At 66.7% G+C, this 25,140-nt stretch carries 22 protein-coding genes and 1 pseudogene; 12 read left to right on the forward strand and 11 right to left on the reverse strand.

Annotated elements, in window-relative coordinates:
* Positions 1–197: 197 nt before the first annotated feature.
* The 3 genes from mce (at position 198) to NP4_RS02200 (ending at position 2,112) form a co-directional block, all read left to right on the forward strand.
* Positions 198–617: a methylmalonyl-CoA epimerase gene (mce, locus tag NP4_RS02190; RefSeq protein WP_067990959.1), complete on the forward strand. Its 420-nt coding sequence runs from the start codon at positions 198–200 to the stop codon at positions 615–617.
* A gap of 67 nt (positions 618–684) precedes the next feature.
* On the forward strand, positions 685–1,056 hold the full coding sequence (locus tag NP4_RS02195) for a hypothetical protein (RefSeq protein ID WP_067990960.1): 372 nt from the start codon (positions 685–687) through the stop codon (positions 1,054–1,056).
* A gap of 87 nt (positions 1,057–1,143) precedes the next feature.
* On the forward strand, positions 1,144–2,112 hold the full coding sequence (locus NP4_RS02200) for an isopenicillin N synthase family dioxygenase (protein ID WP_245996924.1): 969 nt from the start codon (positions 1,144–1,146) through the stop codon (positions 2,110–2,112).
* Between the two features lie 54 nt (positions 2,113–2,166).
* Here the strand turns inward: NP4_RS02200 and NP4_RS02205 are convergent, their stop codons facing one another.
* From NP4_RS02205 to NP4_RS02225, 5 genes are read right to left on the reverse strand one after another with little or no spacing between them, the layout of a single operon-like run.
* Positions 2,167–3,021, reverse strand: coding sequence for an acyltransferase domain-containing protein (locus NP4_RS02205; RefSeq protein WP_067990966.1), 855 nt, complete (start codon positions 3,019–3,021; stop codon positions 2,167–2,169).
* Positions 3,021–4,967 carry an FAD/NAD(P)-binding protein gene (locus NP4_RS02210; RefSeq protein ID WP_067990969.1) on the reverse strand — a complete coding sequence of 649 codons (1,947 nt, stop codon included), beginning with the start codon at positions 4,965–4,967 and terminating at the stop codon, positions 3,021–3,023. Before NP4_RS02210 ends, NP4_RS02205 begins: the two co-directional genes overlap by 1 nt.
* Positions 4,948–6,159, reverse strand: coding sequence for an FAD-dependent monooxygenase (locus NP4_RS02215; RefSeq protein ID WP_067990971.1), 1,212 nt, complete (start codon positions 6,157–6,159; stop codon positions 4,948–4,950). Before NP4_RS02215 ends, NP4_RS02210 begins: the two co-directional genes overlap by 20 nt.
* Positions 6,160–7,746 (reverse strand): class I adenylate-forming enzyme family protein, encoded by a 1,587-nt coding sequence (locus tag NP4_RS02220; protein ID WP_067990973.1) that lies wholly within the window; start codon positions 7,744–7,746, stop codon positions 6,160–6,162.
* Complete coding sequence (locus tag NP4_RS02225) at positions 7,743–8,324, reverse strand: SRPBCC family protein (RefSeq protein WP_067990978.1); 582 nt, start codon at positions 8,322–8,324, stop codon at positions 7,743–7,745. Before NP4_RS02225 ends, NP4_RS02220 begins: the two co-directional genes overlap by 4 nt.
* Positions 8,325–8,837: 513 nt before the next feature.
* Between NP4_RS02225 and NP4_RS02230 the strand changes: the two genes are divergently transcribed.
* On the forward strand, positions 8,838–10,040 hold the full coding sequence (locus tag NP4_RS02230) for an IS701 family transposase (RefSeq protein WP_082875453.1): 1,203 nt from the start codon (positions 8,838–8,840) through the stop codon (positions 10,038–10,040).
* A gap of 107 nt (positions 10,041–10,147) precedes the next feature.
* Here the strand turns inward: NP4_RS02230 and NP4_RS02235 are convergent, their stop codons facing one another.
* Positions 10,148–10,846 (reverse strand): NAD(P)-dependent oxidoreductase, encoded by a 699-nt coding sequence (locus NP4_RS02235; RefSeq protein WP_067990985.1) that lies wholly within the window; start codon positions 10,844–10,846, stop codon positions 10,148–10,150.
* Between the two features lie 114 nt (positions 10,847–10,960).
* Between NP4_RS02235 and NP4_RS02240 the strand changes: the two genes are divergently transcribed.
* Entirely contained in the window at positions 10,961–11,674 is a 714-nt protein-coding gene (locus NP4_RS02240) for a TetR/AcrR family transcriptional regulator (protein WP_067990988.1), read from the forward strand.
* Positions 11,675–11,780: 106 nt separating this feature from the next.
* The gene (locus NP4_RS02245) at positions 11,781–13,241 is read left to right on the forward strand and encodes an MFS transporter (protein WP_211335720.1); all 1,461 of its coding nucleotides are present in this window, start codon (positions 11,781–11,783) and stop codon (positions 13,239–13,241) included.
* 73 nt (positions 13,242–13,314) lie between these two features.
* Here the strand turns inward: NP4_RS02245 and NP4_RS02250 are convergent, their stop codons facing one another.
* On the reverse strand, positions 13,315–14,709 hold the full coding sequence (locus tag NP4_RS02250) for an FAD-binding oxidoreductase (protein ID WP_067990990.1): 1,395 nt from the start codon (positions 14,707–14,709) through the stop codon (positions 13,315–13,317).
* Positions 14,710–14,874: 165 nt separating this feature from the next.
* On the opposite strand from NP4_RS02250, the gene NP4_RS02255 reads away from it, so the two are divergent.
* Positions 14,875–15,843: an NADPH:quinone reductase gene (locus tag NP4_RS02255; RefSeq protein ID WP_067990992.1), complete on the forward strand. Its 969-nt coding sequence runs from the start codon at positions 14,875–14,877 to the stop codon at positions 15,841–15,843.
* A 254-nt stretch (positions 15,844–16,097) separates the two neighbouring features.
* Entirely contained in the window at positions 16,098–16,823 is a 726-nt protein-coding gene (locus tag NP4_RS42310; RefSeq protein ID WP_245997018.1) for a PfkB family carbohydrate kinase, read from the forward strand.
* Here NP4_RS42310 and NP4_RS39560 read toward each other — a convergent pair.
* The 3 genes and pseudogenes from NP4_RS39560 to NP4_RS02270 form a co-directional block, all read right to left on the reverse strand.
* Positions 16,737–17,042 (reverse strand): annotated as a pseudogene (locus NP4_RS39560) (mycothiol transferase); the annotation flags it as partial. The gene NP4_RS42310 and the pseudogene NP4_RS39560 overlap by 87 nt on opposite strands.
* 9 nt (positions 17,043–17,051) lie before the next feature.
* Positions 17,052–17,780 carry a TetR/AcrR family transcriptional regulator gene (locus NP4_RS02265; protein WP_067991005.1) on the reverse strand — a complete coding sequence of 243 codons (729 nt, stop codon included), beginning with the start codon at positions 17,778–17,780 and terminating at the stop codon, positions 17,052–17,054.
* Positions 17,781–17,833: 53 nt separating this feature from the next.
* On the reverse strand, positions 17,834–18,793 hold the full coding sequence (locus NP4_RS02270; RefSeq protein ID WP_067991016.1) for a zinc-binding dehydrogenase: 960 nt from the start codon (positions 18,791–18,793) through the stop codon (positions 17,834–17,836).
* Between the two features lie 49 nt (positions 18,794–18,842).
* Here NP4_RS02270 and NP4_RS02275 point away from each other — a divergent pair, with 49 nt between their 5' ends.
* The 4 genes from NP4_RS02275 (at position 18,843) to NP4_RS02290 (ending at position 22,080) form a co-directional block, all read left to right on the forward strand.
* The gene (locus NP4_RS02275) at positions 18,843–19,469 is read left to right on the forward strand and encodes a TetR/AcrR family transcriptional regulator (protein ID WP_174556086.1); all 627 of its coding nucleotides are present in this window, start codon (positions 18,843–18,845) and stop codon (positions 19,467–19,469) included.
* Positions 19,470–19,563: 94 nt separating this feature from the next.
* The gene (locus tag NP4_RS02280; protein WP_169813639.1) at positions 19,564–20,691 is read left to right on the forward strand and encodes an alpha/beta hydrolase family protein; all 1,128 of its coding nucleotides are present in this window, start codon (positions 19,564–19,566) and stop codon (positions 20,689–20,691) included.
* Positions 20,692–20,744: 53 nt separating this feature from the next.
* Entirely contained in the window at positions 20,745–21,152 is a 408-nt protein-coding gene (locus NP4_RS02285; RefSeq protein WP_067991026.1) for a hypothetical protein, read from the forward strand.
* A 28-nt stretch (positions 21,153–21,180) separates the two neighbouring features.
* Complete coding sequence (locus NP4_RS02290) at positions 21,181–22,080, forward strand: ATP-grasp domain-containing protein (protein ID WP_067991030.1); 900 nt, start codon at positions 21,181–21,183, stop codon at positions 22,078–22,080.
* Between the two features lie 117 nt (positions 22,081–22,197).
* Here the strand turns inward: NP4_RS02290 and NP4_RS02295 are convergent, their stop codons facing one another.
* Positions 22,198–25,131: an FAD-binding and (Fe-S)-binding domain-containing protein gene (locus tag NP4_RS02295; RefSeq protein ID WP_067991032.1), complete on the reverse strand. Its 2,934-nt coding sequence runs from the start codon at positions 25,129–25,131 to the stop codon at positions 22,198–22,200.
* Between the last annotated feature and the right edge of the window lie 9 nt (positions 25,132–25,140).

Consider the following 25,140-nt stretch of genomic DNA (forward strand, 5'->3'; position numbering starts at 1 on the left):
CCGTCCCCGGTCGGTAATGACCACTATCCGAAGCCGCCGATTCGGGGTCAATGCGTCGGCGAATTATTCGTCAACTGCCGTATCCCCCCGCGCCGAATAGACAACACCTGACAAATCGTCTGCCGATCGGTGCGTTGCCGAGTGCGGGACGTGCAGGATCGGGGGAAGTATCCGCTCGAGCGAGCAGTGGGAGAGAAATGCTGACCAGGGTTGATCACATCGGAATAGCGTGCGCCGATCTGGACGAAGCCATCAGATTTCATCGGGTCGCCTACGGATTCGATGTCTGCTATCGCGAGATAAATGACGATCAGGGTGTGGACGAGGCGATGCTGCGCATCAACGGCACCGACGACGGGCACGCGACCTATCTCCAATTGCTGAGCCCCACCCGGCCGGACTCCCCGGTGGGCAAATTCCTCGCGACGCGCGGTCCGGGAGTGCATCACATCGCCTTCGGCACACCGGATGTGGACGCCGCCGCGGCCGCGTTCCGGCAGCGGGGGATGGGCGTACTGTTCGCCGCGCCCCGCCCGGCGGCGATGGGTTCGCGCGCGACGTTCCTGCATCCGCGTGATTGTGGTGGTGTGCTGGTGGAACTGGTCACGCACGGATAAGTTCTGGTACGATGATCCTGCGATGGATCATTGATCCACAACTAGAACGAAGATCGAGGAACCTGCTGTGCGTCTGATCCTCGTGGCGATCGAGTCGGAGATCTGGATCCCGCCCGTCGTGGCGTCGGCGGCGGCGATCATGGCGATCGCGATCATCACGGGTATGCGGCTGCATCGATGGCAAACAGGAACTCGCGTGCGAGTCGATTTCGGGCGACGTTCCGGACTGCCGGGCGTCGCGCAGTGCGGAATTCCGATGTTCGCGGCGGCCATCGTATTTCTCGTGCTCGCCCGTCCGCAGAATCCGTGGGTCTCGTGGATTCCTTTCGTTCTGGCGACAGCGGCCGCTCTGATCGCCTGGCTGTCGACCAGAAAATCCGCGGATACGTTCGCGGAAATCGCATATTTGCGGAGAGCGCTCGAATCCCAGCGGAGTTGACAGACTTTTCGAACGTTAATGGCCCTGAACGCGTGATGCGGCGACAATCCAAATATGAGAAAATCGACTGATTTACGGGGATCGGCTATGGAACAAGTAATACCGGTTATCGACCTGAGTAATCGGGATACCGCGGATGGTCGCCGGTCGATCGCGGCCGCATTCGACCGGGCATGCTCGGACGGGGGATTCTTCGTCATCATCGGTCACGGAGTCCCGCAGGAGCTCATCGACCGGACCTATGCGACGACGGCGGCACTGTTCGCGCTGTCGGACGAGGAGAAGGATGCGATCGCCGCCCGGCCCGGCTTCGGCGGCCTGTTCCGCTCCACGACCGCGGCGCGGACCCGCGACAACGACACCCCGCCGGATCTGGCCGAATTGTTCGGCGTACACGTCAAAGGCGATCTGCCGGAGGCGGAGCGGGCCGAACTCGGTGACGAGTGGCTGCCCGCCCGCGTCGCCAACCTCTGGCCGACGAAGCCCGCGGAGTTCCGCGGCATCTGGAACGAGTACATCGACGCGATGACCGCGCTGTCGGCCGAGCTGGTGCATCTGATGGCGCTCGGACTCGGGCTGAACGAGGACTACCTGGACGATCGATTCGCCAACCACATGTCCTCGCTGTCGGCCAACTACTACTATCCGCAAATCGAGGCGCCGCTGCCGGGGCAGTTGCGGCGCGGGGCGCATTCGGACTTCAGCGCCGTGACAGTTCTATACCAGGACAACGACATCGGCGGCCTGCAGGTCCAGGCGCGGACCGGCGAATGGCTGCCGGTTCCGGCCGTCCCTGGCAGTTTCGTCGTCAATATCGGTGATGTGATGGCCCGGTGGACCGGCGGCCGATGGATCTCCGCGATGCACCGGGTGGTCAATCCCGTACAGGGACACCGGAGTTCGCGTATCTCGATCCCGTTCTTCTACCAGGCGGATCCCGCTGCCCCCTTCGAACCGATTCCGCTGCTGGGCGATTCGGCCGAGGAGAACGAGCCCGCCGATATCACGGTGGGGGAGTGGATATCCCGAAAGAGCCGCGCGTTCATCACGGCCTAGCCGACCGGCGTGCGGGCCCGTGCCGTCCACGACGGCGTGGGCCCGCACCGGATCTCACAGCTGCGGCAGATCGACCGACATCGCCCATCGGCCGGTGAACCGGGCGGGCCAGCCGACCGAAGCGCCGGATACATACGCGCGCGAGAGCGCGTACGCGAAGGCGTTCGCGCCGGGTTCGCGCTCATCGCATTCCGACGGGGGCCGCGGACTGATCTCGATCACGGTGCCGGCATCGGATATCGCCTCCCGGCGCGAGGCGGTACCCGGATGTGCGGACGAGCCTGCCGCCAGCGCCGCCGCGTCCGCCGCGGACAGCCGCCCCGCGATCACCTCGGTAGCCACCGCACTGCCGGTCTCGCCCACCACGCGGTCGGGAACCACGCCGTAGCAGCGCCAGGTGCGCGCGAGGGCCACCTGCACCGCGAAACCGACCGGGCCGAGCGCATCCGGTGCGCGCGGAGTCGAGCCGCTCGTGACCAGATCGGCGATGTCCCAACCCACATGCCCGGACAGCAGGTCCGAGCAGCGGCGCAGCTGTCCCGCGAACGCCGGCACCTCCGCGGCCAACCGGTCGACGCCGAGCAGATCGCTCGCGCGCGGGGCGGGTACGAAGAACACCGTCGACCGCTGCCGCGCGGGCCGCCCGATACAGACGTTCGGCCCGGTGTCACCGACCTCGAGCGCTGCCAATCCGGCGAGCAACTCCGCACGGTCCGCACCCGTGACGACCGCCCGGCAACCGTCGGCGTCGCGCCGGACCGCGAGCGAATAACCGATATCGATCGCGGTCCAGTCCGGATGTTCGAGCACTCGCTCGCGTAATCGGCCAGCGCCCGCCCGCAGTCGTGGAAGGGTATCCGCCGACAGCACCCACGGCAGCGGCATGCCGCCGGTTCGTGTGCGAGTCATCAGACCACCACCTGTGCGATTTCGGGGGTGGTGACCGATCCGGAGATCTTGCGCCCCAAGGTGGTCGGCGCCACGGCGAGCATCGCGCGCGCGATCGCGTCGGTATCGGTGAGCGTCATCGAATTCACTCCCGGCCGAATGCCCGCCGCGGTCACCCAGTGCACCCCCTCGGTCGGCACGCCGAAGGCGAATCGCCGCGGATGCGGCTGGCCGGTGGCGTCGATGAGGTGATACGGGCGTTCGGTGACGGCCAGACCGCCGGTCGCGAAGGACGCGCGGCCCGGATGCGTGATCCGGAATTCGGCGCACTGCCCCGTTGCCAGCAGGTGCCGCAGCAGCGGATCCGAGGTCCGTCGGATATCCGTATCGGGCAGCCTCGCCTCGATCAGGGTCTTCGATCGGATCGGCGGCCCGGGCACCCGCGACGACCACGCCACGAATGCCGGTTCGTGAACGTCGATTCCGATGGTGGTGTCCGGTCCGGTGAGCTCCAGCACCCCGGCGTCGAGTAGGGCGATCATCTCCTCGATCCGGGACACCGGCGGGCCGATCGACAGGAAGGCATTGAGCGGGGTGTACCAGCCGTCGAGGTCGTCCCGAAACGATTCACCGTCGAGATTGCCGTGATCGATCGCCAGCCGGATCTCGTTGCGCAGGTCACGAAGTACGTCCAGGGCGGCCTTCACCGGACCGCTGACATTGCCCGCGCGTGCCGCGGCCACATCGCGGGACAGATAGTCGGTCAGCCACCGGCGGAACTGCTCGCGATCGGCGAACTCGCGGTGTGCGAGGGGATCGCCGATGCGACGCCAGTCCCATCGGCGGTCGCCGAGCCCGTAGCGGTCGACGATCGTGGCGGTATCCGAATCCAACGGCAGCGCAAGGTATTCCGCGGCGAAGCGAGCGCTGTCGGCATGCCTGCCCGCCGCCCGGAGCAGCGATTCGTAGTAGACGGCCTCGACCTCGCGGGCGATCAGCGGCCACACCTGTGTGCCGAATCGCAGTGGGCGGTCGGCCCGCAGGGCCAGGGCGTGCGCGGCAGTGAGCAATCGAGGTTCGTAGCGGCCGGACGCGCCCTTCTCGTTCTCGCCCCTGGCGTGATAGGGCAGTCCGCGCCGGGAGGTCGCGTAGAGCCGGGGTTCGTCGCCGGATCGCACATAGCGGCAGCGTCCGTCGGCGCGCACGAACGCGCCGCCCCGCCCGACGGTCAGCAACGCCATACAGTCGAAGAAGCTCAAACCCAATCCGCGCAGCAATACCGTTTCGCCCGCGCCGATATCGCCGAGCTCGAGATCGGCGGGATTGGCGGGCTCGACATAGCGCAGGCGATGAATTCGAGCCAGGCTGGCGGCCCGCGACTGACCGGCCGTCGGATCGACGGGCGTATGTCCCAGCGCGAGCACGATCGCGTCGAGATGATCCAGCCGAGTGCCGTCGCGCAGCCGGACGCCCTGCGGACCGGTGGCCACGCCATGCGTATCGGCCATCGCCACCGCCCGCGACCGATGCAACCGCACCTCGAGATGGGCGGGCGCCCCGTCCACCGTGCGCTGGAAGCATTCGCGCAGATAGCGGCCGTAGAGCACGCGCGTCGGATAGCTGTCGGGTCCGAGGGTCGCCGCCTCCCGCCGAATGTCTTCGGGCGCGGTCGAACTCAGGCTGTGCGCCCACTCGTAGAGGTTCGGCCCGTATTCGACCGGGCCCTCGAGATCGACGCTGTCATCGGTGTACAGGGTGATCTGGGAGGCGACGGTATTCATCAGCAGATGCCGAGATTGGTTGGTGCGCCAGACTTTTCCCGCGCCCGGTTCGGCGTCGTCGACGACGTGCACCGTCAATCGGCGACACGATCGCTTCGCTCGCTCGTTCGCGCACAGGCGCTCCAGCACGGACAGTCCACGCGGGCCCATACCGACGATGCAGATCTCACGATTTTCGCAGTACATCGGGTACCACCTGTTCGACGTGCGGGTTGCCGATTCTCGGCCGATGCAACCACTCGATGTGATCGTGTAGTTCCGACTCCGAAAGTGCCGACAGGGCAGCGTTTCTCGCCTCCGCCGCGGGTCCGGCCGGATGCCAGAGCCGGATACTGTCGCGGGCCGCGAGCTGAATCCGGGCGGTGTGCTCGCGTCGCCGCGCGCAGTAGTTCAGCAGTCGGCCGGGTATCTCACGGGCGGCGCAGTCGAGCAGTTCGCCGAGCGCGACGGCGTCCTCGAGCGCCTGGCACGCTCCCTGCGCCAGATAGTGCAGGCTCGGATGGGCCGCGTCGCCGAGCAGGGCCACGCGCGCGTCGATCCAGTTGGGAACGGGGTCGCGGTCGATGAGCGACCAGGATTTCCAATCGGCGCCCAGTTCCAGTAGCCGTCGCGCGGTTTCGCACAGCGGCTCGAACTGCGCCAGCACCTCGGCCTCGGTGACGGGCACGCCCGAGAACTCTTCTGTCACACCGGTTTCCCGGCTCGGCGCGAGATTCAGATGGGCTCCGCCCGCGATCGGATAGTGCACGAAATGCCGTCCCGGACCGGCCCACCAGCTCACGGCGTTCCATCGGAATTCGGCGGGCACCCGGTCCATCGGGACGATCGCGCGGTACACCGTGATGCCCGCGACGCGTGGCATCCCGTCGCCGACCAGCTGTCGCCGGATGGCCGAGCGCACGCCGTCGGCGCCGATGAGCGCGTCGCCCTCGACGGTGTGCCCGTTGTCGAGTACTGCCGCTGCCGTATCCGCGGTCTGCTGATAGCCCACCGCGGTCATCCCGCCGATCAGCGTGATCCGGGGATTCTCGCGGCAGGCGTCGAGCAGCGTCCGATACAGCTCTCCCCGGTTGATCACGACATAGGGATAGCCGAACCGCCGCCGATACGTTTCCGTCAGCGGCATGCTCGTCACATGGCGGCCGAGGACGCCATCGAAGAAGCGCAACTCGTCGACGTGTACGGCGATCCGCCGGATCGCGGCTCCGAGTCCGAGTTCGTCGAGGGCGGCTATCCCGTTGGGTGCCAATTGGATTCCCAGTCCGAGCTCGGTGAAATCGCCGCGCTCGAGGACGGTTGCGCGATGACCGTTGCGTACGACGCTCAGCGCGGTGGCAAGTCCGCCGATGCCACCGCCGGCGATCACGATATGTGACATCTACACCCTCTGCGGTCGGCCGGAGCGGTTCTGGTCGTCGCCGAGCCGACGGGCGAGCTCCAGCCGCTTGATCTTGGTCGTCGCGGTCTGCGGCAGGTCGGCAAGGCGCAGCTGCACCGGATCGGACATCGTCGGCAGCGTGGCTACCGCGAGCCGCCAGGCCCGCGGATCCAGCGGCTGGTCGTTCTTGGTGCACACCACCGGAATCGGCGGGCCGTCCCGATTCGGGACGATCACCACCTCGGTGATCTGTTTGATCCGCGTCAGCAGCGCATCCTCGGTGGCGAGCGTGCTGCCGAAGCCGGGAATCTCGTCGACCTCCCGATCGAGCAGATGCACACAGCCCCAACGCGTTCGGTATCCGATATCGCCCATGCGCCACCAGCCGCCGTGCTCCTGGCGGGCATAGCGATCGTCCTCGCCGAGATAGGTCAGGACGCGCCCGTCGGTGCGCACCTCGATATATCCGGGCGTCGCCGCCGTCGGACGGCCGCCGTCGCGGCTGACCACGCGAATCCCGGTCATTCCCGGGAACGGCACACCGACGCAGCGGCCGTCGGAGCGGTCACTGCGGAACTTGGTGAACGCCCGCGCCACAACCGGTCCCACCTCGCTCTGGCCGTACAGCTGGCCGAAGACGGGGAACCGATGGTCCGACGCGTCGAGCATGCGCCGCACAGTTCGCGGGTGCAGCGCGTCGAAGGTGCTGCTGAAGAACTTCACCGCCGCGAGCGGGCGACGCGGATCCGCGGCCAGATCCTCCCAGCGCATGAACGAATTGGGGTGAGCCTCGATCGCGCCCGGGCGGACCCGCAGGAACATCTCGGCCACCCGCTCCGGATCGTCGTCGGCCAGGATGAGCAGGGGGAAGCCGCGCAGCAGGGTGATGGCCAATGCGGTGAACAGCCGCGAATGCACGAACGAGACATGGATCGCCACCGGCCGTCGCTTGCGGACCATGCCCGCGACCAGGGCCTGCGGCCGGTATCGAGCCTGCAGGGTGCGGCCGGTGTGCACCGCGAGTTTCGGCGTGCCGGTGGTGCCCGAGGTGTGCGTCACCAGCGCGGGCCGGGTCGGCGGGGCGATGATCGGGGTGACGCGCTCGACCGCGTCGAGTGTCCACAGCGCGGTCGCGTCCGGATGATTGCCGGAGGTGAGCAGGACCCGTCCGGCCGCCTCGAAGATGCTGGGGCTCAGCACATTCGCGAGCATGGACTCGTCGGTCAGCAGGCTGGGGGTGACGATCCGGCGTACCAGCGTCTCGACCACGTCACCGTCGAGTTTGGGCGACAGCAGCACCGGAACGGCCCCGATGCGTCCGGCGGCGCAGGCCAGCAGCGGGATGTCGAAGGAATCGGACTTGAATACGACGACGTGTTCACCGGGGCGGACGCCCGCGGCCCAGAGCCGAGCCGCCCAGTCGTCGACCAGCTCGGCGAGCTCGACGATCGTCGGCCGTCGGCCCAGCCCCGGTGCGATGTCGAGATCGTGATCGAGAACGAGATGATTGGCCGGGTGATCACGAGCGGCTCGCTCGAACAGGGTGCCCAGCCGAATACCGCGGTTACCGATACGCTGAAATATCATTGCTGCTCGAGCCTTCCCGAATGGCCGGACGGTGACAGGCGTGCGTCCTCGACCACCTTTTTGATCCGGACGAGTGTCGCCTGCATATCCCCGGCCACCTTGGCCGACCATTGTTCGATGAATTTATCGAATGTCGGACGGTCCATATCCGCGGTAATGCCGCGAATTCCTTCCGTGGCGGTTCCCATGTGGAACCGGTGTGTGACGAGGCAACCGTAGTCGGTCGGTTCGAGGTCGAACGACCAGCGGCTCTCCTGCACGTTGCCGGCCTTGTCGCGCATGGCCCACGCGAAGGTGCGGCCCGGTTCAGCCGCGACGACCTGCGCTTCGGTACTCCACTGCCCGCGTACCACCGGCGCCCACGCGACCACGTCCGCGCTGCGCACATTCTCGCCGCGGAAAACCGATCCCACCGCGCGTGGAGTTCCGGAAATCCACCGACCGCCGATGCATTCCGCGCTCCATTCTCTGCTGCGCGGCAGATCGCTGACCGTGTCGTAGACCTCATCGGGTGATGCGAAGACGTGAATATCGGAGCGGATTCGGAAAAGGGCCGCTGCGGTCGGATTCTCCATCATGGATTCAGCGTGCAGACGGCGGGACGCACCCGTCAACGCGGGCTGGGCAAGTCCGTCAAGTCATGGCCGGGGCATAGTTTGTCAAGTCCGGCGGCGGTATGTAGCGTCTCGCCTAACGGTTCGCCGGCGAATCTGGTTGCAAATCGGTTGCACTCGCCGGTTCCTACCGGCCGATGTTCATCGCAATTTATGTGATCTTCCGCAAAAGTCGTGGTGGATTACCGGATCCGCTTCGGAACAATGTCGCGTTGCTGAGCGATTGCGAATATGACTATCAAGCGCCCGGTAAGAATGACTACTAGTGCCACCTGGAATCTGTTGAAATCTCTGGTCGAGCCAGGTAACATCGAGGCCATTCGGTACGTGATGTCATCCGCTCACGCGGCCACTCACGAAGGGGGGTAATACTTTACAGCCGCGTGTCATATGTATCGAATGTAGTTCAGAGCGAATTCTACGCTCGAAGACTCGAATCCACCAACCCTGCGGCGCCATAGCGTCCTGGTTCGACGCATGCCGTCTCGTGGGTGTGGTTTATGCACTCGGGGGCCGATTTCTTTGTATGATCCCGTATTTTCGGAACTATCAGAAGTTATGTTCTCCTCGCTACCGCGAAGCGATCAACGCAGTCGTGGGATGGATTACCTCAATGGCCTGCTCCAAACGTCCGGCCGAAAGTCGATTCGTCGAATCTCGAAGTCGGCCGACGGACAGGCTTCCGATCAACGCCTTCATCATTTCATCTATGGGTCCACCTGGGACTGGGTGCCGATGCGCAGAGCGCTGGCCGCCTATGTGCTCGAGCGGTTGCGAGTGGACGCCTGGGTCGTACAACCCATGGTCGTGCTCAAGGCCGGGCGGCATTCGGTCGGCGTGGAGCGGCGCTTCGTCCGCTCGGCCGGGCGCGCGCTCAATACTCAACGCGCGGTGGGCGTGTGGGCTGCGGCCAACGAGCTCGGGACGCCGGTCGACTGGGGTCTCGACCTGTCCGAGGCCTGGCTCGACGACAATTCGCGGCGGCGACGCGCCGCCATCCCCGGAGAGGTGCGATCGGGAAATCTCGGCGACCGCGCGGTGGAGCTGTACAAGGAGATGGGGGAGTGGTCCCTGCCCGCGCGGCCCGTGGTGCTCGATGCCCGCGAGATGGATCCGTCGGCGGTGCGGAAGCTCGGCGATCTGGGCGCATCGGTCGTGGCCCGGATCGACGGGGCCGTGCCGCTGCGCATTGCCGACGAGGCATTGGCCGGGCACAGCACCGCGAAGCCGATGTCGGCTGCGCAGATAATGGCGGCCACCAAGGGAATCAGACATCGAATTCCGGTTCATCTACATCGGGAGCGTCGTGACGGCTGGGTGGCGCGGGTGCGCGTCGTCATGCCCGTCGATGCGACCGGTAATGCCTCGGGTATGGATCGAGAATTGGTGTTGATGGGGTCGGGTCGACATGGCGAGCCGGATCCCGCGAAGCTGATTCTGTCCAATATGCGGTCGGTGCCGTTCATGGAACTTTTTCGCCTGGGCGGCCTGCTCGACAGCGTCGAGGAGAATTTCTTACCGGCCGCGGAACGGGTCGGCATCGGTGACTACACCGGTCGATCGTTTTCCGGCTGGCATCGGCACATTACGTTGGCTTCGGCCGCGCACACAATTACCACACTTCGTTACCTGGATGAAGACCCTATTTATGAGGTGGGTGGCGAGCAGACGGCTGGATGAGTCGGAGGCGGAGCAATTGCCTAGTGATTGCTCCAAGTAATGCCAGGTGAATTGATCAAGAATTCGAGCGGGTGGGCGACCTCGGTCCGGCCACCCGCTCGTTCTTGCTACTGAGAGCGTCCGAAGGCCTCGCGACGAAGGATGTCGAAGATGGTCGGCGTGCCCTCGGTGGTGATGACCTCGACGGTTCTGCGGATCAGTTGCCCGTCGACCACCGCGTGCAGCAGGGCGTGGGCGAGGTCGATGCGGGCGGTGTAGTGCCCGGCCGTGGGCGGTGTGCGGATCTCGTAGTTGGAGCGGGTGTCGGTGTCGAACAGGCCCGCCGCCCGCATGATGGTCCATTCCGCATTGCTGTTCTGCAGAATCTTCTCCATGCGCGCGTTGTCCTCATAGGCGGTGCGGCCCATGCGCAACAGCATCGGAAGGACGATGAACCGCATGAACAGGTTCTCTCCGGGCGGGGCCTTGAATGTCACGCCGGTGGTGCTGATGCAGGACATGCGGCGAACGTCGTGGGTTGCCATCGCGTCGAGGATGTTCGACACGCCCTTGGAGTAGAGCGTGACCTCCTCCTTGGTGTAGCCCTGGCTGCCGAGGGCGGAGACGACCCCCTCATTTCCGGCTACCACCCGCTTCACCGCGTCCGGATCCATCGCGTCGGCCTTGGCGACCGTCAGGTTGGGAGCGCTGAGCGTGTACTCGTGGGGGCGCCGGACGACCGCTGTCACCTCGTGACCCTCGGCGATCGCCTGCTTGACGACCAGCTGTCCGGTTTGACCGTTGGCCCCGAATACGGCGAGTTTCATTGTTCCTCCTGTAGAACGATGATCCATACTCTAGAACAACGATCCGGTACAGATCAATGTACTACTCTCTGAAGACTGTTCGACATTCGACATCGGCGACAAGGTGGTGCACGCATGGTTGAGGCGGCGCAGGGCAGTGAGCGCGACGACGGCCGGACCCGCAGCGTCTGGTTGCGGCCGACCTCGCCCGGTCGCACCGAACCGCCCATCACCCGCGCGCGCATCGTCGAGGCCGCGGTCGCGCTGCTCGACGAGGAGGGGCTCGAGCGACTGACCATGCGCCGCCTCGCCCAGCGGCTCGGCACCGGATCCACCACGCTGTACTGGCATCTCGACACCAAAGACGATGTGATCGACCTCGCGGTGGACGCGATCTTCGGCGAGACGCCGATTCCCGAACGGCACAGCGATGATTGGCGCGCCGACCTCACCGCGCTGCTGACCGGATGGCGCGCCACACTGCTTCGCCATCCCTGGACGGCGGGTCTGGCGGCGAATCGCCGCCCGCTGCTCGGGCCGAATTTCCTTGCCTGGATGGAATTCCTGCGCGCGGCGCTGGTTCGGGCCGGATTCGTCGGCCCGCACGTGTCCGCCGCGAGCTGGGCGCTGGTCAGTCACGTCGCCGGATCGGCCGCGAGCGAGTCGAGCCTGCGGTTGTCCGAGGAGGATTTCCGCGCCGCCGACGAGTTGGTGACCTCTCAGGCGGATCGCTTTCCGGCCTTGGCCGAGCACGGCTATCTGTCCGGGTCCGATTGGACGGCCAATTTCGACCACGGCCTGACCTACCTGCTCGACGGGCTTGCCGTCCAGCTCCAGCGACGCGACTGAGCACCCCGAACCGGTACGCCGCCGCATGCTGATGCGCCGGTAGAACGTTGATCCTGTACCAGATCTATGTTCTAGTAGGAGGGGTTGGTCGAGCCGGAGGGAAATCATGGAAACGGACGAGCGGGTAGGCACGCGTCTGTGGACGACCTTGCTGTTGGTGAGTCTGGTGCAGATGATGATCGTGCTCGACGCGACCATCGTGAACGTCGCACTCCCGTCGGCACAGCGTGATCTGCAGATGTCCGACGGCAGTCGGCAGTGGGTGATCACCGCCTATACGCTCGCCTTCGGCGGGCTGCTGCTGATCGGCGGGCGGATCAGCGGATCGGTCGGACATCGGCGCACGCTGATCGCCGGACTCATCGGCTTCGCCGCGGCGTCCGCTCTGGGCGGTTTCGCGGCCACCGCGCCCGTCCTGTTCGCCGCGCGGGCCGTTCAGGGAATCTGTGCGGCCTTCCTCGCCCCCGCTGCACTGTCGCTGCTCTCGATCGCCTGCGCCGACGCGACGGCCGCGGTGCGGGGCAGGGCCTTCGGCGTCTTCGCGGCCATCGGCGCGGGCGGTTCCGCGCTCGGATTGGTGGTCGGGGGTCTGCTGACCCGATATCTGGACTGGCGCTGGTGTCTGTTCGTCAATGTTCCGATCGCGCTGTGCGCGTTGATCGGTTCACCGGCGCTGCGGCGCGACGAACGTGACGGCGGGCGCGGGGGTCTGGATATTCCGGGAACGGTGGTCAGCATCGCGAGCGTGGCCGCCATGGTCTTCGGCCTCGATCGGGCGCAGTCGCGCGGCTGGTCGGATCCGGTGGTGCTCGAATTGCTCTGCGGGGGCGCGGTATTGGTGGTGCTGTTCGTCTTCGTCGAGTCACGTGCACGAAATCCGTTGCTGCCGTTGCGGATTCTCGCCGACCGAGCCCGCGGTGGCGCCTTCGCGACGATATGGCTGCTGCAGGTCGCCCTGTTCGGCTTCTACCTGTACATGACCTACTACACCCAGACGCTGCTCGGATATTCGCCGCTGCGATCCGGCCTCACCCTCGTGGTGATCACCGTGGCGAGCGCGGCGGGTTCGACCCTGATCGCCGGACGACTGCTCGCGCGGGTATCGATCACCACTCTGGTGACGCCGGGTCTGGTGGCGACCGCGCTGGGGCTGTTGATTCTGGTGCGCCTCACTCCCGATGCGGCGCATGTCTTCCTGCTCTATCTGCTGCCCGCGCAGCTGTTGATCGGGCTCGGGATCGGCTGCGTCATGGCGGCGACCACGAGCGCGGCCATCGCGGGCACCCGGCCGTCGGACACCGGTACCGCGTCCGCGATGTACAACGCGACCCAGCAGGTGGGCGGCTCGCTCGGCACCGCGCTGTACAACACCGTGGCGATCGGGGCCGCGGCGAGTTATCTGCCCGGCCGCACCGCCACGGACGCGGCGGCACACGGCTATTCGATCGCGCTGCTGATGGATATCGGGTTGATCGTGGTCGCGGCGCTCGTCGCGCAGATCATGCGCGCACCCGATCGGATGGCGGTGGTAGAGGGTGAACGGCCGCGCATCGGGTCCGCCTCGTAGTGATTGATTGGCGAAAGTAGTTCAGCGGCAACGTATTCGGATCGCTCCGACTACGTTGCCGCTGTCGAGCGCGCTACGCCGGACTCAGGGTGCTCGGCGGAATATTATGATTGAGGCGGAAGGTGTTGGAGCGATCGTAGCGCGCCTTCAGGGTGGCCAGGCGGCGATAATCGTCCGGGTCGTAGGCATTGCGCACATGCCGCGCGCCGCCCTCGCCGGTCATGAAGTTGAGCATCTGCCCGTCGGTGCTCCATCGCGAAAATGTATGCAGCAGTTGGGTATGCGCGTACCGGACGACATCGATATCGGCCAGATCGGTACGGGTGGCGAACACCAGGACGAACTGGGCCGAACGATGCCCGACGGCATTGCCCACGGCGGGCCCGCGCGTGAGTTCGCCGCCCAGCTGCCGCAGTTCGACCATTTGGGGCACCGGCGAGCCGGATTCGACGAGATCGACCAGGACGACGGCCGCCTCGTCGCTCAACGGGCCCAGCATCAGATTGTCCCCCTCGAAGGGGCCGGGCTCGATCGGATCGTTGTAGATGGTTCCGGCGGCCGAATAGGGCATTTCCGACAGGGTGTCGACGATCGGCGTGGCGACCGCCCGCAGCGGCGCGACCAGCCGCTCACCCGCTTCCGCGCCACCGAGATACGCCATACGGATCTGCACGATGCGCCGTCCGCGCAGATGCGGCGGGACGGTGTCCGCATCGGGGAAGGAGATCAGCGCGACCGACGAGGACAGTTCGTCCGGAATGTATTCGGTCCATTGCAGATACGCCTGAACCATGCTCGCGGCGTCGTCGAAGTCGAATGTCATCGACCCGCCGTAGAACCGCGGGACCGGCACGAGGTCGATCTCCATACCGGTGACGATGCCGAAGTTGTCTCGGCCGCCGCGCAGCGCCCAGAACAGATCCGGATCGGATCGGTGGGTCACATGGCGTGGCCGGCCGTCCGCGGTCACGACATCGAGACTGCGGACATGATCGGCCGCGTAGCCGTACCGTCGCGAGAGCAGTCCGAGCCCTCCGCCCAGCACATAGGACACCGCCCCGACATGCGGGGCCGAACCCGACAGCGGGGCCAGATCGAATTGCGCGGCTTCATGTATCACCTGATCCCATCGCACGCCCGCGCCCAACCATGCGGACCGCGTCTCGCTGTTCACCCGGACGCCGCGCATCCGCCGGGTGTTGATCAGGACGCCTTCCTCGGCGGCCACGGCCAGCAGGGCGTGGCCGCTGCCCTGCACGCCGACCGGCAATCCCCGATCGACCGCGAAGGTGACGGCGGCGGCGATATCCGCGGGACCCGTTGCGCCCACGATCAATTCGGGCCGATGCCAGCGGGCGGTCTGGAAGCCGGCCCGCTCGGCGTCGTAGGCGTCGGCGTCTCGGGTGAAGATCGGTCCGCGCAGCGAAGTGGTCAGGCTTCCGACATCCGCGATGTCAACAGTGCGCATTGGCGAGCTATCCCTCCCGGGGCCCGAACAGCGCCCCATTGCCAGAACAATGATCCGATACTAGACCATCGTTCTAGGGCGGGTAACGCCGACCGGCGCCGGTGACGTGACACACCTATCGGAGAAGGCTCGACCGCCGGGGCCGGAGCGGGAAAATTTAAAGGCATGCGCGCCGCTTACATCGAAGAATTGGGACCACCGGAGAACATCCGGTACGGTGATCTGCCCGATCCGGTCCCGGGTCCGGGGGAGATCCTCGTGCGTGTTTCCGCGACCGCGGTGAATCGCGTCGACACTTTCGTCCGTTCGGGTCGATATGTGACCCCGCTCGATTTCCCATTCGTCATCGGGCGCGATCTCGTCGGTATTGTCGCCGAATCCAATAGCCGCGAATTCCGACCGGGAGATCGGGTGTGGTGCAACAGCCTCGGCCACGACCAGCGGCAGGGCGCGGCCGCGGAATTGGCGGTCGTGCGCGCGGATCGGCTGTATCGCCTACCGGCCGGGGTGCAGCCGACCGATCTGCTGGCCGTCGCGCACCCCGGGGCCACCGCCTATCTCGCCGCGTTCGCTCAGGGCAGGCTGGCGTTCGGGGAGACCGTATTGATCGGCGGCGCAGCGGGTTCGGTCGGAAGCGCGCTGGTCGCGTTGACCGCCAACGCGGGCGCGGTCGTCATCGCGACGGCTCATCCGCGCGATCACGAGTACTGCCTCGAGCTGGGCGCGACCCATGTCATCGATTACCGGCGCGGTGATCTGGTCGAGCAGATCATGAAGCTCGCGCCGCGCGGTGTGGATCTGCATGTCGATACATCGGGGAGAAACGACCTCCCCTCGGCGCTCGGGGTGCTCGCGCCCCGGGGGCGAATCGTACTTCTCGCCGGGCCCGCGTCGCGCTCGATACTTCCGGTCGGCGAGTTCTACATGCGGGACGCGACCATACGCGGCTTCGTCATATCGAGGGCTACGACGCGCGAGTTGCGGGCGGCCGCGGACGCCGTCAACGGAAGTGTGCTCGATATGTCGTTTCGGCCGCGGACGGTTGAAATCCTGCCGCTTTCCGAGTCGGTAAAGGCGCATCAGCGAGTCGAGGCGGGCGGATTGCACGGCACTCGAATACTGCTCGAAATGTGACAGCGGGAGGACGAATGCGCATTTCCATTACAGGTTCCATCGCGGGCGACGCGGCGGAGTTGAGTTACGGTCTCGCCGTACTCGGCGCGGCACCCGTGCTGCTGGCCGCGCCGTGCGCGGGCTTCGACGAGCGGCGGCTGCTGCTCGGCCACGGCGTGGACGTGCGGCGGACCGATAGCTCCGACCCGGTTCCGATGCTGAAGCAGTTCGACGATATGGGCTGGGTGGTGGTCGCGGATGATGACTCCGCCAGCATGCTCGCGCGCACGCGGCACGTCATCGGCGGCGGATACTCGCTGGTGGCAAGCCCGGGTCCGCGGTTTTCCCGGCTCGCGCGCGACGAGGTCCGGACGCTCGTCACCGGGGCCGATCTGCTGTTCACGAATGAACGCGAACGGGATTCGCTGATCGATCGAGCGGATTGGACGAGCGCGACGATGCTGTCGAAGGTGAAATGCTGGGTCACCACGCTCGGTGCGAACGGAGCGATCATCGAATCCGCCACCGCACCGGCCCGGCGAATCGCGGCGGTACCGACCGAGGCCCCGGCGCGGCGCGGGGGCGCGGGCACAGGTTTCCGCGCCGGATTCCTGGCCGCGCTGCGCTGCGGTGCCGACGCGGCGACCGCGGCCCACCTCGGGACCGCGGTCGCGACCGCGGTCCTCGAAACGCCCGAGGCCCAAGGCTTTCGACCGGATCTGCCGACGCTGACGTCCCGGGTGGAAGCCGCCCACGGCCCCGCCGCGTCCCGCCGCGTCCGCGCGTTGCTGACCACCAACCGCCGCGGCCGGACGACTACGGCTCGGGGCCGGGACTCACGGCGTGGCCGCGATGATCTGTTCGCGGAGGATATCGCCGTGGCCCGCGTGCCGGGCGAACTCCTCGCTCATGGCGAGCAGGGTCCATCGCATGCTGACCGTGCCCTCGCGGGCGATGTCCACGGTGTCGTCGAGTGCGAAGCGCGACGCGATCTCTCGTGACCGCTGACTGGCGCGCTCGAACTCGGCGATGACATCGGCGAGCGATTCGCCGTCGGCGACGGCGAAGGTGCCCTCGTCGCGGCGGGAGTAGCCGTCGCATTCGGATTCGTCGAGGCCCGCCCAGAACCGTTGGAACCAGATCCGTTCCGCGGCGGCGGCGTGTTTGAGCAGTTGTCCCTCCCGGTCGATCACGATGCGCCCAAAGGTATGTGACGGCACCGACAAGTATCAGATCGAGGTCGGTCGGGTGAGGCTGTCGATGAGCAGTCCGAGGGTGAAGTCGAAGCGTTCGTGGCCGTCGCCGGAGGTCAGCTCGTTCGCATACCGCCTGGTGTTCGGGAATTCGGCCTCGGGCAGCGCGGTGAACCGGCGCACCAGTTCCGCTCGGCTCAGCACCCAGGTCTCATCCGACGACTTCTGCCGCTGCCGAACCAGCGAGGTCTCCAGCGCATAGCCCGCGACGTAGAGGGAGATGGCGTCCATCCCCCAGACCGCGGTTCGAATGTCGATGCCACCGGCGAGCACGATCGCGAGAATCCCCTCGTTCACGCGCAGGGTCGCGAGATTGGTCGATACCGTGGCGAGCGCGGCCCGGGAAATCCCCGGGTACTGCAGATATTGATCGCGCAACTGCGTATAGACGTCGCGCAGTTGCTCGCGCCACCGGTCCGGATCGGGTGTCGGCAGCGTGATCCGGCTGCAGAGTCGGTCGATCAGCAGGTCATCGATATCGGCCTTGTTGACGATGTGGGCGTAGAGCGAGGACGGGCCCGTACCGAGAGCGTTCGAGACACTGCGAATGGTCAGGGCGTCGTAGCCCTGTTCGGCCACGACTCGCAGCGCGGCGTCGGTGATCCGCTCGACCGTGATGGGTTCCTTGCGGGTCGGCGGATTCGCGGGCGTGGCGGCGGGCTGCGCGTGTCGCGCTGCCCGACGCTGCCTGGGGTCGGTGGCCATGCCTCGCACTATAGCTCGACCCGAACATTGTTCCCCGTGTGGAACGCTGTTCGTCAGACCGCGAGCACGATTCTGCCGAACACCTCGCCCGCATCCATCCGGTGATGGGCCGCGACGGCCTGCCTCAATGGAAGTTCCTTGTGGACAACGGCTTCCAGCTCACCGCGACCGGCGGCCGCGAACAGTTCGGTGATCCCGGCGTGCTTGTCGGCGGCGGGTATCGTATCGGCGCTGAAGGTCGCGAAGGACAGCGACTTGCGGAAGGCCGTCACCATTTCCGCACCCCAGTCCGCGGGCGGCATGCCCGCCATCGCGCCGACGACCACCATGCGGCCGTTCGGATTCAGCCTGGCGAAGAACGAGGGTAGATCCGCACCGGCGACGATATCGATGATGACGTCGTAGCCCGCGCGGGCGTCGGCCCCGTCTCCGGCCCGGTCGAGCACATGGGTCGCGCCGAGCTCGCGCAGTCGCTCGCCGCGCTCGGCCGACGAGGTCGTCACCCCCACCGCGCTCGCACCCGCGCGCGCCGCGAGCTGAACGACCATGACGCCGATACCGCCCGCCGCGCCGCGCACCAGCACCGACTCGCCGCGCGCGAAATGCGCGTGGCGCAAGGCGAAGTGGGCCACCATCGCCGAGGTGCCGAGCGTCACCGCGTCGGCGGCCGACAGCGCGCTCGGGAGGGGAACGACCATCGCGGCCGCGGCGACGGCCTGTTCGGCGTAGCCGCCGCCCTCGCCGGTGAACGCCCATACGCGCCGACCGATCCATTCGGTGTCGACGCCCGCGCCGACCGCGGTAACCACGCCCGCCACCTCATTGCCGAGCACGCGGCCGGGTGTATAGCCGAAGCTGGTCAGCGAACCGCTTCGCATGAGGGCGTCGAGTCCGCCCACACCGATCGCCTCGGTGGCGATCGATACCTGTCCCGCGGCCGGATTCGGATCGGGAAGGTTGACGAGCGCGAGATTCTCCGGACCGCCGAATGCCTGCACTATCACTGCTTTCACCCGATCGAACGTAACGGACGCCCCCGTCCGTTTAGCTAAAGTGAGAGAGGTGACCGCCCATTTGACTCGTACCGTGCGTGCCGACGCCCGGGACAACCGCGAACGCATTCTCGCGGCGGCGCGCACGATCTTCTTCGACCGCGGCCTGGACGTGCCGATGCGGGAGATCGCCCGCCGCGCCGAGGTCGGCCCCGCCACCCTCTATCGCCATTTCCCGACCAAGGAGGCGCTGGTCACCGAGGCGTTCGCCGATCAGATGCGCGCCTGCCGAACCGCCGTGGAGGAGGGTCTCGCCGATCCCGATCCGTGGCACGGCTTCTGTCACGTTGTCGAGCGGGTCTGCCAGTTGCAGGCGCGCTATCACGGTTTCGCCGCGGCCTTGATGTCCGCATTCCCCCATGCGGTGGATTTCGTCGCGATCCGTACCTCTTCGATGGCCGGAGCCGCGGAACTGCTCCGTCGCGCCAAGGACGCCGGACAGCTGCGCTCCGACATCGGCATGGAGGACATGATCCTCATGATCATGGCCAACAACGGGATTCGGGCGAGTACACCCGCGGCGCGGATCGCGGCTTCTCGTCGTTTCGCCGCACTCATGATCGACGCTTTTCGTGCCTCACCGGTCCCCGTGCCGCTGCCGCCGTTGCTGCTGGCCGATCGGGGGCGAGTGTTCTGACGGTGCAACGGTTTTCGGCGCATACCGAAGCGCTGAGCCGTCATCCCTCTGGGGTATGGCAGCGGTCCGGAAATTCCCGCATAGCGTCGCGGACGTGCGCACCAGTCGAATACTCGCGGCCTGTACCGTCGTCGTCGCCGTTCTCGCGGCGGCGTGTGCGAGGGAATCCGGCTCCGGCGGGGATTCCGTCGCGCTGGCGATCCCCTTCGGGGACTTCGTCTCCCGGGAGATGCTGCGGCTGCCCGCCGTGAGTGGGCCCGCGCCGGTGGTCGTGCTCGTCGGTGGGTCCGGGCCGGAGGATATGAACGGCGATGATGCGAGCGTCGGTGGGGCCTCGCGGGGGCATGTGCTCGCGGATGTGGCGGAATCCCGTGCCGGACAGGGGTTTGCGGCCCTTCGGTACAACAAGCACTACGTGAACGGAATTGACGTCGATCCGCGGTTCGCGGCCGAACTCACGATGGCCCGGCTGGCCGAGGACGCGCGCGAGGCGATCCGGATGGCGCGGGCGGATTCGCGGATCGATGCGCGGCGGATCTATCTGTACGGCTGGAGCGAGGGCGCGGCCGTGGCGGCCGCGGTCGCGGCGGGGATGCCGGAGGTGCGCGGGCTCGTGCTGCACGGCGTGGTCGGCGTGCCGTGGCGCGAAGGGCTTGTCGCGCAATGGGATCGGGTGGTGCGCCCGTATCTGCGGCAGTTCGCGGTCGATGGTTCGGTCGGAGTGGACGAGGTGCGCCGAGCGCTGCGTGGCGACGGGGGAGTGGTCGCGCGCGAACTCCTCGGTGTGCTCGGCGATTTCGACTCCGATCCAGCGGTGTTGAGCCCGGCCTTCGATCTCGACGGTGATGGCCGCATCGATCTCGACAGCGAATTGCTCACGGCGGCAGCATATTTCGTCGACACCCAGTTGGCCGGTGGCGTCTTCCGGCTCTACGGCGGCCCCACCGCGCTACCCGATGTCACGACCTCGGCGGCCGCGCTGTGCGCTGTCCCCGTCCTGATCCAGCACGGCGAGAACGACGGCAATGTCTCGATCGAGGCCGCCACCCGGCTCGACCGCGCCCTGACCGCCGAGGGCAACGGGGACCACACCCTGCTCACCTACCCTCGATCGGGCCATTCCCTCGGCAAGGCAATCGATCTCCAGCACGACCCGATCGGTCCCATCGGTCCGACCCCGCTCGCCGATCTCGGTCGCTGGCTGCGCGACCATGCAAAATGAGTTGGCATGTGAGGACGACCTGCATATCGTCATCGGACCGGAGGGAGGAAGGCATGGCCTACATTCCGAACGAGCTGCTGTCCCGACTGGTCGGATGTCGACTGTTCTCGGTCGTCTTCGTCATGGACTACGTCCAGCTGTGCTTCGACTCCCACATCTCCGACCTCCGACCGACCCTCACCTGCGATATCTTTCCCGTGGTGCACAGGGCGGCCGGTCGGATCCGACAAGATGAGGTCGGCTACGGCGACGCGCTGCGTTCGTTCATCACCGAACATGTCGTCGCCACGGCCGAAGCATTCGAAGCCGGTCTTCGAGTCGAATTTCCCGCCGGAGCGATCACGCTCCGCCCGACCTACGACGAACTCGTCGGCCCGGAGATAGCGACCCTCTCCGGATTCCCCGACAAGTCCTGGATGACCTGGCGTCCGGGCGAGGACGCCTTCGAGTACTTCCACTGACGAAGACACCTCTGGAGAACCCTTCTCGATGCTCAGCCTGCTGTCGTGTGCCGATCCGCTCAATGAGCGACGCACCGATCCCCACTTCGCCGCCGAGACCGCCGCCGCACGCGGGCTCGGTGCGACCGTCGGGCTCATCGATCACGACCTGCTGCTGAACGGCGATGCGGCGCGGGCGGTTCGGAATGTTCCGCGGGATGGTGGGCCTGCCTGGTATCGCGGCTGGATGATCCCCTCGGCCGCGTACGCCGCCTTGGCCGATGCCCTCGAGGCTCGGGGGACACCGCTGATCGTCGACGCCGCGAGGTATCGGGCCGCGCATGAATTGCCCGGCTGGTACGAGGCATTCGCGGAGGTGACTCCGGCCAGCCGGTGGCTGCCCGCCGAGCCGGGCCGGGTTCCGGATGTGGCCGCGCTGGCGGCGTCGCTCGGCGGCGGTGCTGGCATTGTCAAGGATTACGTCAAGTCGGCCAAGCATGCCTGGGAAACCGCCTGTTACATACCGAATCTCGCCGATACCGTCGCGCTGCGCCGGATCGTGTCCGCCTTTGTCGCCGAACAGGGCTCCTACCTGGCGGGCGGAATCGTATTGCGCGCCTTCGAATCCTTCGGCCTCGGTGCGGACAGGGCGACGGAGGTCCGGGTGTGGTGGTTGGACGGGGAACCGATACTGGTCGGCGCGCATCCCGATACTCCGGGGGAGTTCCCGGTTCCCGTATTGGGCGGCGTCGCATTGTGTGTCGCGCGATTGGGTGCGCGCTTCGTCACCACGGATCTCGCGTTACGTACGGATGGTGTCTGGCGGGTGGTGGAGGTCGGTGACGGGCAGGTGTCCGATCTGCCCGTGGGTATCGGGCCAGAGTTGATCGTGAGGGCATTGCTTGCGGCCTCGGGAATTCGATCATTCGGGGCCGATTCGCCGAGTTGACGGGTGAGGGCGGTCCGGCCACGATATTGCGCGGTGTGCCGATATCGGAGATCTCGACCTCGACGGTATCGCCCGGTTTCAGGGTGATCCAGCGGGTGACGGATCGGGGAGTTTCTCCTATTCCTCGGTCAGGGCCTGGCGCACGAGTTCCACCGGATGCCAGGCGGTTCGGCCCGTGCCGTGGAAGATCTGCTGACGGCAGGACACGCCCGTCGCCGCGACGATGGTGTCCTCCGGTTCGGCCGCGAGCGCCGGGAACAGCCGGTCGCCGCCCACGGTCATCGACATCTCGTAGTGTTCGGACTCGAATCCGAACGACCCGGCCATACCGCAGCAGCCGGAGTTGATCTCCATGACCCGCGCACCCGGAATCCGCCGCAGCAGAGCCATTGTCGCGGCAGTGCCGACCTCGGCCTTCTGATGGCAGTGCCCGTGGAAGACGATGCGCCGCCCGGCCAGCGGGGAATCGTTTCGCAGGACCAACCGGCCCGCATCGATGGCCTCGACGAGCAGCTCCTCGACCTGCTTGACGCGCCCCGCGACCGCGCGCACGGCTTCCGAATCCGGTAGCAGCGCCGCGTACTCGTCGCGCAACATGAACAGGCACGACGGTTCACAACCGACGATCGGCGAATCCGCCTCGGTACGGGTACACAGCGAATCAAGCAGTCTCGCAGCCTTTTTGCGCGCGTCATCGACCAGACCCTTGGACATACTCGACCGTCCGCAACACCCCCCGCTCGCGAGCTCTACCCGCCAGCCGGAGCGCTCCAGCAGTTCGATGGCCGCCATGCCGATATGCGGTTCGGTATAGGTGGTGAAGGAGTCGGCGAGCCAATTGACGGTGCCCAGCGGCGACGCCACCATCCCAGCCGCTCGCCGATGCCTACGGAATTCGCGCAGCAGATTCAGCCGCGCGAAGACCGGCAGCGGCCGCGCGGCCGTGATGCCCAGGGCTCGATCCATCGTGCGGCGCAGCAGACCGATGCGGCCGGGCAGATTCGACAGCGGCGCGGTGGCCGAGCCGATTCGGTTGAGGGTACGGATCGAGCCGAAAATCCGGGAGCGCAAGGGAGTTCCGTGGATCTCGTGGTGATGCGCCAGCGCCTCGGCCTTCAGTGAGGCCATATCGACGCTCATCGGACATTCGCTCTTGCACGCCTTGCACATCAGGCACAGGTCGAGGATCTCGTGCAGTCGCTCATCGCCGAGCGCGACGTGTGGATCCGGTTCCGACAGCGCCTTCACCAGCGCGTTGGCGCGCCCGCGGGTGGCATGCTCCTCGTTTTTGGTGGCGATATAGGACGGGCACATCACCCCCGAGGTCGCCTTGCGACACAGGCCGATGTTCATACACCGATCCGCCGCGCCCCGCATACCGCCCACCACTTCGAATTTCAACGCCGTGGTGATCGGCGGCGCGGGTGGCAGCGCGTCGCGGTCGCGCAGATTCTCGGTCATCGAGGGCGCGTCGACGATCTTGCCGGGGTTCATGATGTTGCCGGGATCGAAGAGTCGCTTGACCTTTCGCATCAACGCGTACAGTTCCTCGCCGAAGATCTCGCGATTGAACTCGCTGCGGGCCAGGCCGTCGCCGTGCTCGCTGGAGTTGACCCCGCCGTATTCGGCCACGAGGTCCTTGACCGCCTCGGCGACCGCGCGCATTCTGCTCACCTCGCCGGGATCGGTCAGATCGACGAAGGGCCGAATGTGCAGGCAGCCCACCGAGCAGTGGCCGTAGAACCCGGCTTCCATCTGGTGATCGTCGAGAATCTCCTTGAAGCGCTTGGTGTATTCGGCCAGATGCACCGGATCCACGGCGGTGTCCTCGACGAAGGCGAGTGGACGGCGAGTGCCCTCACCGGCGGCCATCAGCAGTCCGAGACTGGCTTTGCGGACCTTCAGCAGGGCCGTCTGATCGGCGGGTGTGACCGCGCGCAGCGTGTGATAGCCGTGCCCGTTGCGCCGCCAGAGCGCCTCGAGCTCATCCAGTTCGTCGATGAGTCTCGCTTCGTCGTCGCCGCTGAACGAGACGAACAGCAGCGCGCCGGGATCGCCGATCAGAATATTGCCCAATTCGGCGTATTCGATTTTGCGCCTGGACAATTCGAGGATCGTGCGGTCCATCAGCTCGACCTGGTGCGGTTCACGGCTCAGCGCGTCGGTGGTAGCCGCGATGGCGCTGACCGTATCGGTGAAATGCCCGACCGCGTACACCGTATGCGCGGGCTTGGGCACCAGATCGACCAGCGCGTGGGTGACGATCACCAGCGTCCCCTCCGACCCGACCACGAATTTGGCCGGATCGAAGGGGTTTTCACCGCCGCAACCGAGCAGTCGATCGAGGCGGTAGCCGCCCGCGCGTCGCCAGAATGCGGGCATCCCCGCCTCGACGGCCTTCTCATTGCCGCGCACGATTTCCGGAAGCTGTTGGTAGATACGGCCTTCCAGCGTATCGGCGGCGGCCCGGCGACGGCGCTCGGCCTCGTCGACGGCCTCGAGCCGGGCCCGGGAGCCGTCGGCGAGCACCACATCCAGCGCCCGCACGTGATCGATCGTCATGCCGTAGGTCAGCGAGCCGCTGCCCGCGGAGTTGTTGCCGATCATGCCGCCGATGGTGGCGCGATTGCTGGTCGAGGTGTCGGGACCGAACATCAGCCCGTGCGCGGCCGCGGCCTGATTGAGCTGATCCTGCACCACCCCGACCTCCACCAGCGCGGTGCGACTGGCGGGATCGAGCCGCACGATGCGGTTCATATGCCGGGACAGGTCCAGGACCAGCCCGGGGCCCACGGTCTGCCCGGCCAGGCTCGTTCCCGCCCCGCGCGCCACGATCGGCACACCGAGCCCGGCCGCCGCCTTCACCGCCGCCGCGACATCGTCGCCATCGCGCGGAAAGGCCACGCCCAGTGGCGTTATCGCGTACATGCTCGCGTCGCGGGAGAAGATGTGGCGGCTGTAATCGTCGAAAGCGACCTCACCGCGCAGGGTTTCGCGCAGTGCGCGTTCCAGGCGCATACCTACGGTGGTGTCGATCGTGGGGGAGTTCATGGGAGTCCT

The sequence above is a fragment of the Nocardia pseudobrasiliensis NBRC 108224 genome, assembly GCF_001613105.1.
Classification (GTDB): domain Bacteria; phylum Actinomycetota; class Actinomycetes; order Mycobacteriales; family Mycobacteriaceae; genus Nocardia; species Nocardia pseudobrasiliensis.

What these genes read in the sequence shown, in the direction of transcription:
- mce (WP_067990959.1), top strand. Translation starts at nt 198, where the DNA reads ATGCTGACCAGGGTTGATCACATCGGAATAGCGTGCGCCGATCTGGAC.
- NP4_RS02200 (WP_245996924.1), top strand. Translation starts at nt 1,144, where the DNA reads ATGGAACAAGTAATACCGGTTATCGACCTGAGTAATCGGGATACCGCG.
- NP4_RS02205 (WP_067990966.1), bottom strand. Translation starts at nt 3,021, where the DNA reads ATGACTCGCACACGAACCGGCGGCATGCCGCTGCCGTGGGTGCTGTCG.
- NP4_RS02210 (WP_067990969.1), bottom strand. Translation starts at nt 4,967, where the DNA reads ATGTACTGCGAAAATCGTGAGATCTGCATCGTCGGTATGGGCCCGCGT.
- NP4_RS02215 (WP_067990971.1), bottom strand. Translation starts at nt 6,159, where the DNA reads ATGTCACATATCGTGATCGCCGGCGGTGGCATCGGCGGACTTGCCACC.
- NP4_RS02220 (WP_067990973.1), bottom strand. Translation starts at nt 7,746, where the DNA reads ATGATATTTCAGCGTATCGGTAACCGCGGTATTCGGCTGGGCACCCTG.
- NP4_RS02225 (WP_067990978.1), bottom strand. Translation starts at nt 8,324, where the DNA reads ATGATGGAGAATCCGACCGCAGCGGCCCTTTTCCGAATCCGCTCCGAT.
- NP4_RS02230 (WP_082875453.1), top strand. Translation starts at nt 8,838, where the DNA reads ATGCCGTCTCGTGGGTGTGGTTTATGCACTCGGGGGCCGATTTCTTTG.
- NP4_RS02235 (WP_067990985.1), bottom strand. Translation starts at nt 10,846, where the DNA reads ATGAAACTCGCCGTATTCGGGGCCAACGGTCAAACCGGACAGCTGGTC.
- NP4_RS02240 (WP_067990988.1), top strand. Translation starts at nt 10,961, where the DNA reads ATGGTTGAGGCGGCGCAGGGCAGTGAGCGCGACGACGGCCGGACCCGC.
- NP4_RS02245 (WP_211335720.1), top strand. Translation starts at nt 11,781, where the DNA reads ATGGAAACGGACGAGCGGGTAGGCACGCGTCTGTGGACGACCTTGCTG.
- NP4_RS02250 (WP_067990990.1), bottom strand. Translation starts at nt 14,709, where the DNA reads ATGCGCACTGTTGACATCGCGGATGTCGGAAGCCTGACCACTTCGCTG.
- NP4_RS02255 (WP_067990992.1), top strand. Translation starts at nt 14,875, where the DNA reads ATGCGCGCCGCTTACATCGAAGAATTGGGACCACCGGAGAACATCCGG.
- NP4_RS42310 (WP_245997018.1), top strand. Translation starts at nt 16,098, where the DNA reads ATGCTCGCGCGCACGCGGCACGTCATCGGCGGCGGATACTCGCTGGTG.
- NP4_RS02265 (WP_067991005.1), bottom strand. Translation starts at nt 17,780, where the DNA reads ATGGCCACCGACCCCAGGCAGCGTCGGGCAGCGCGACACGCGCAGCCC.
- NP4_RS02285 (WP_067991026.1), top strand. Translation starts at nt 20,745, where the DNA reads ATGGCCTACATTCCGAACGAGCTGCTGTCCCGACTGGTCGGATGTCGA.
- NP4_RS02290 (WP_067991030.1), top strand. Translation starts at nt 21,181, where the DNA reads ATGCTCAGCCTGCTGTCGTGTGCCGATCCGCTCAATGAGCGACGCACC.
- NP4_RS02295 (WP_067991032.1), bottom strand. Translation starts at nt 25,131, where the DNA reads ATGAACTCCCCCACGATCGACACCACCGTAGGTATGCGCCTGGAACGC.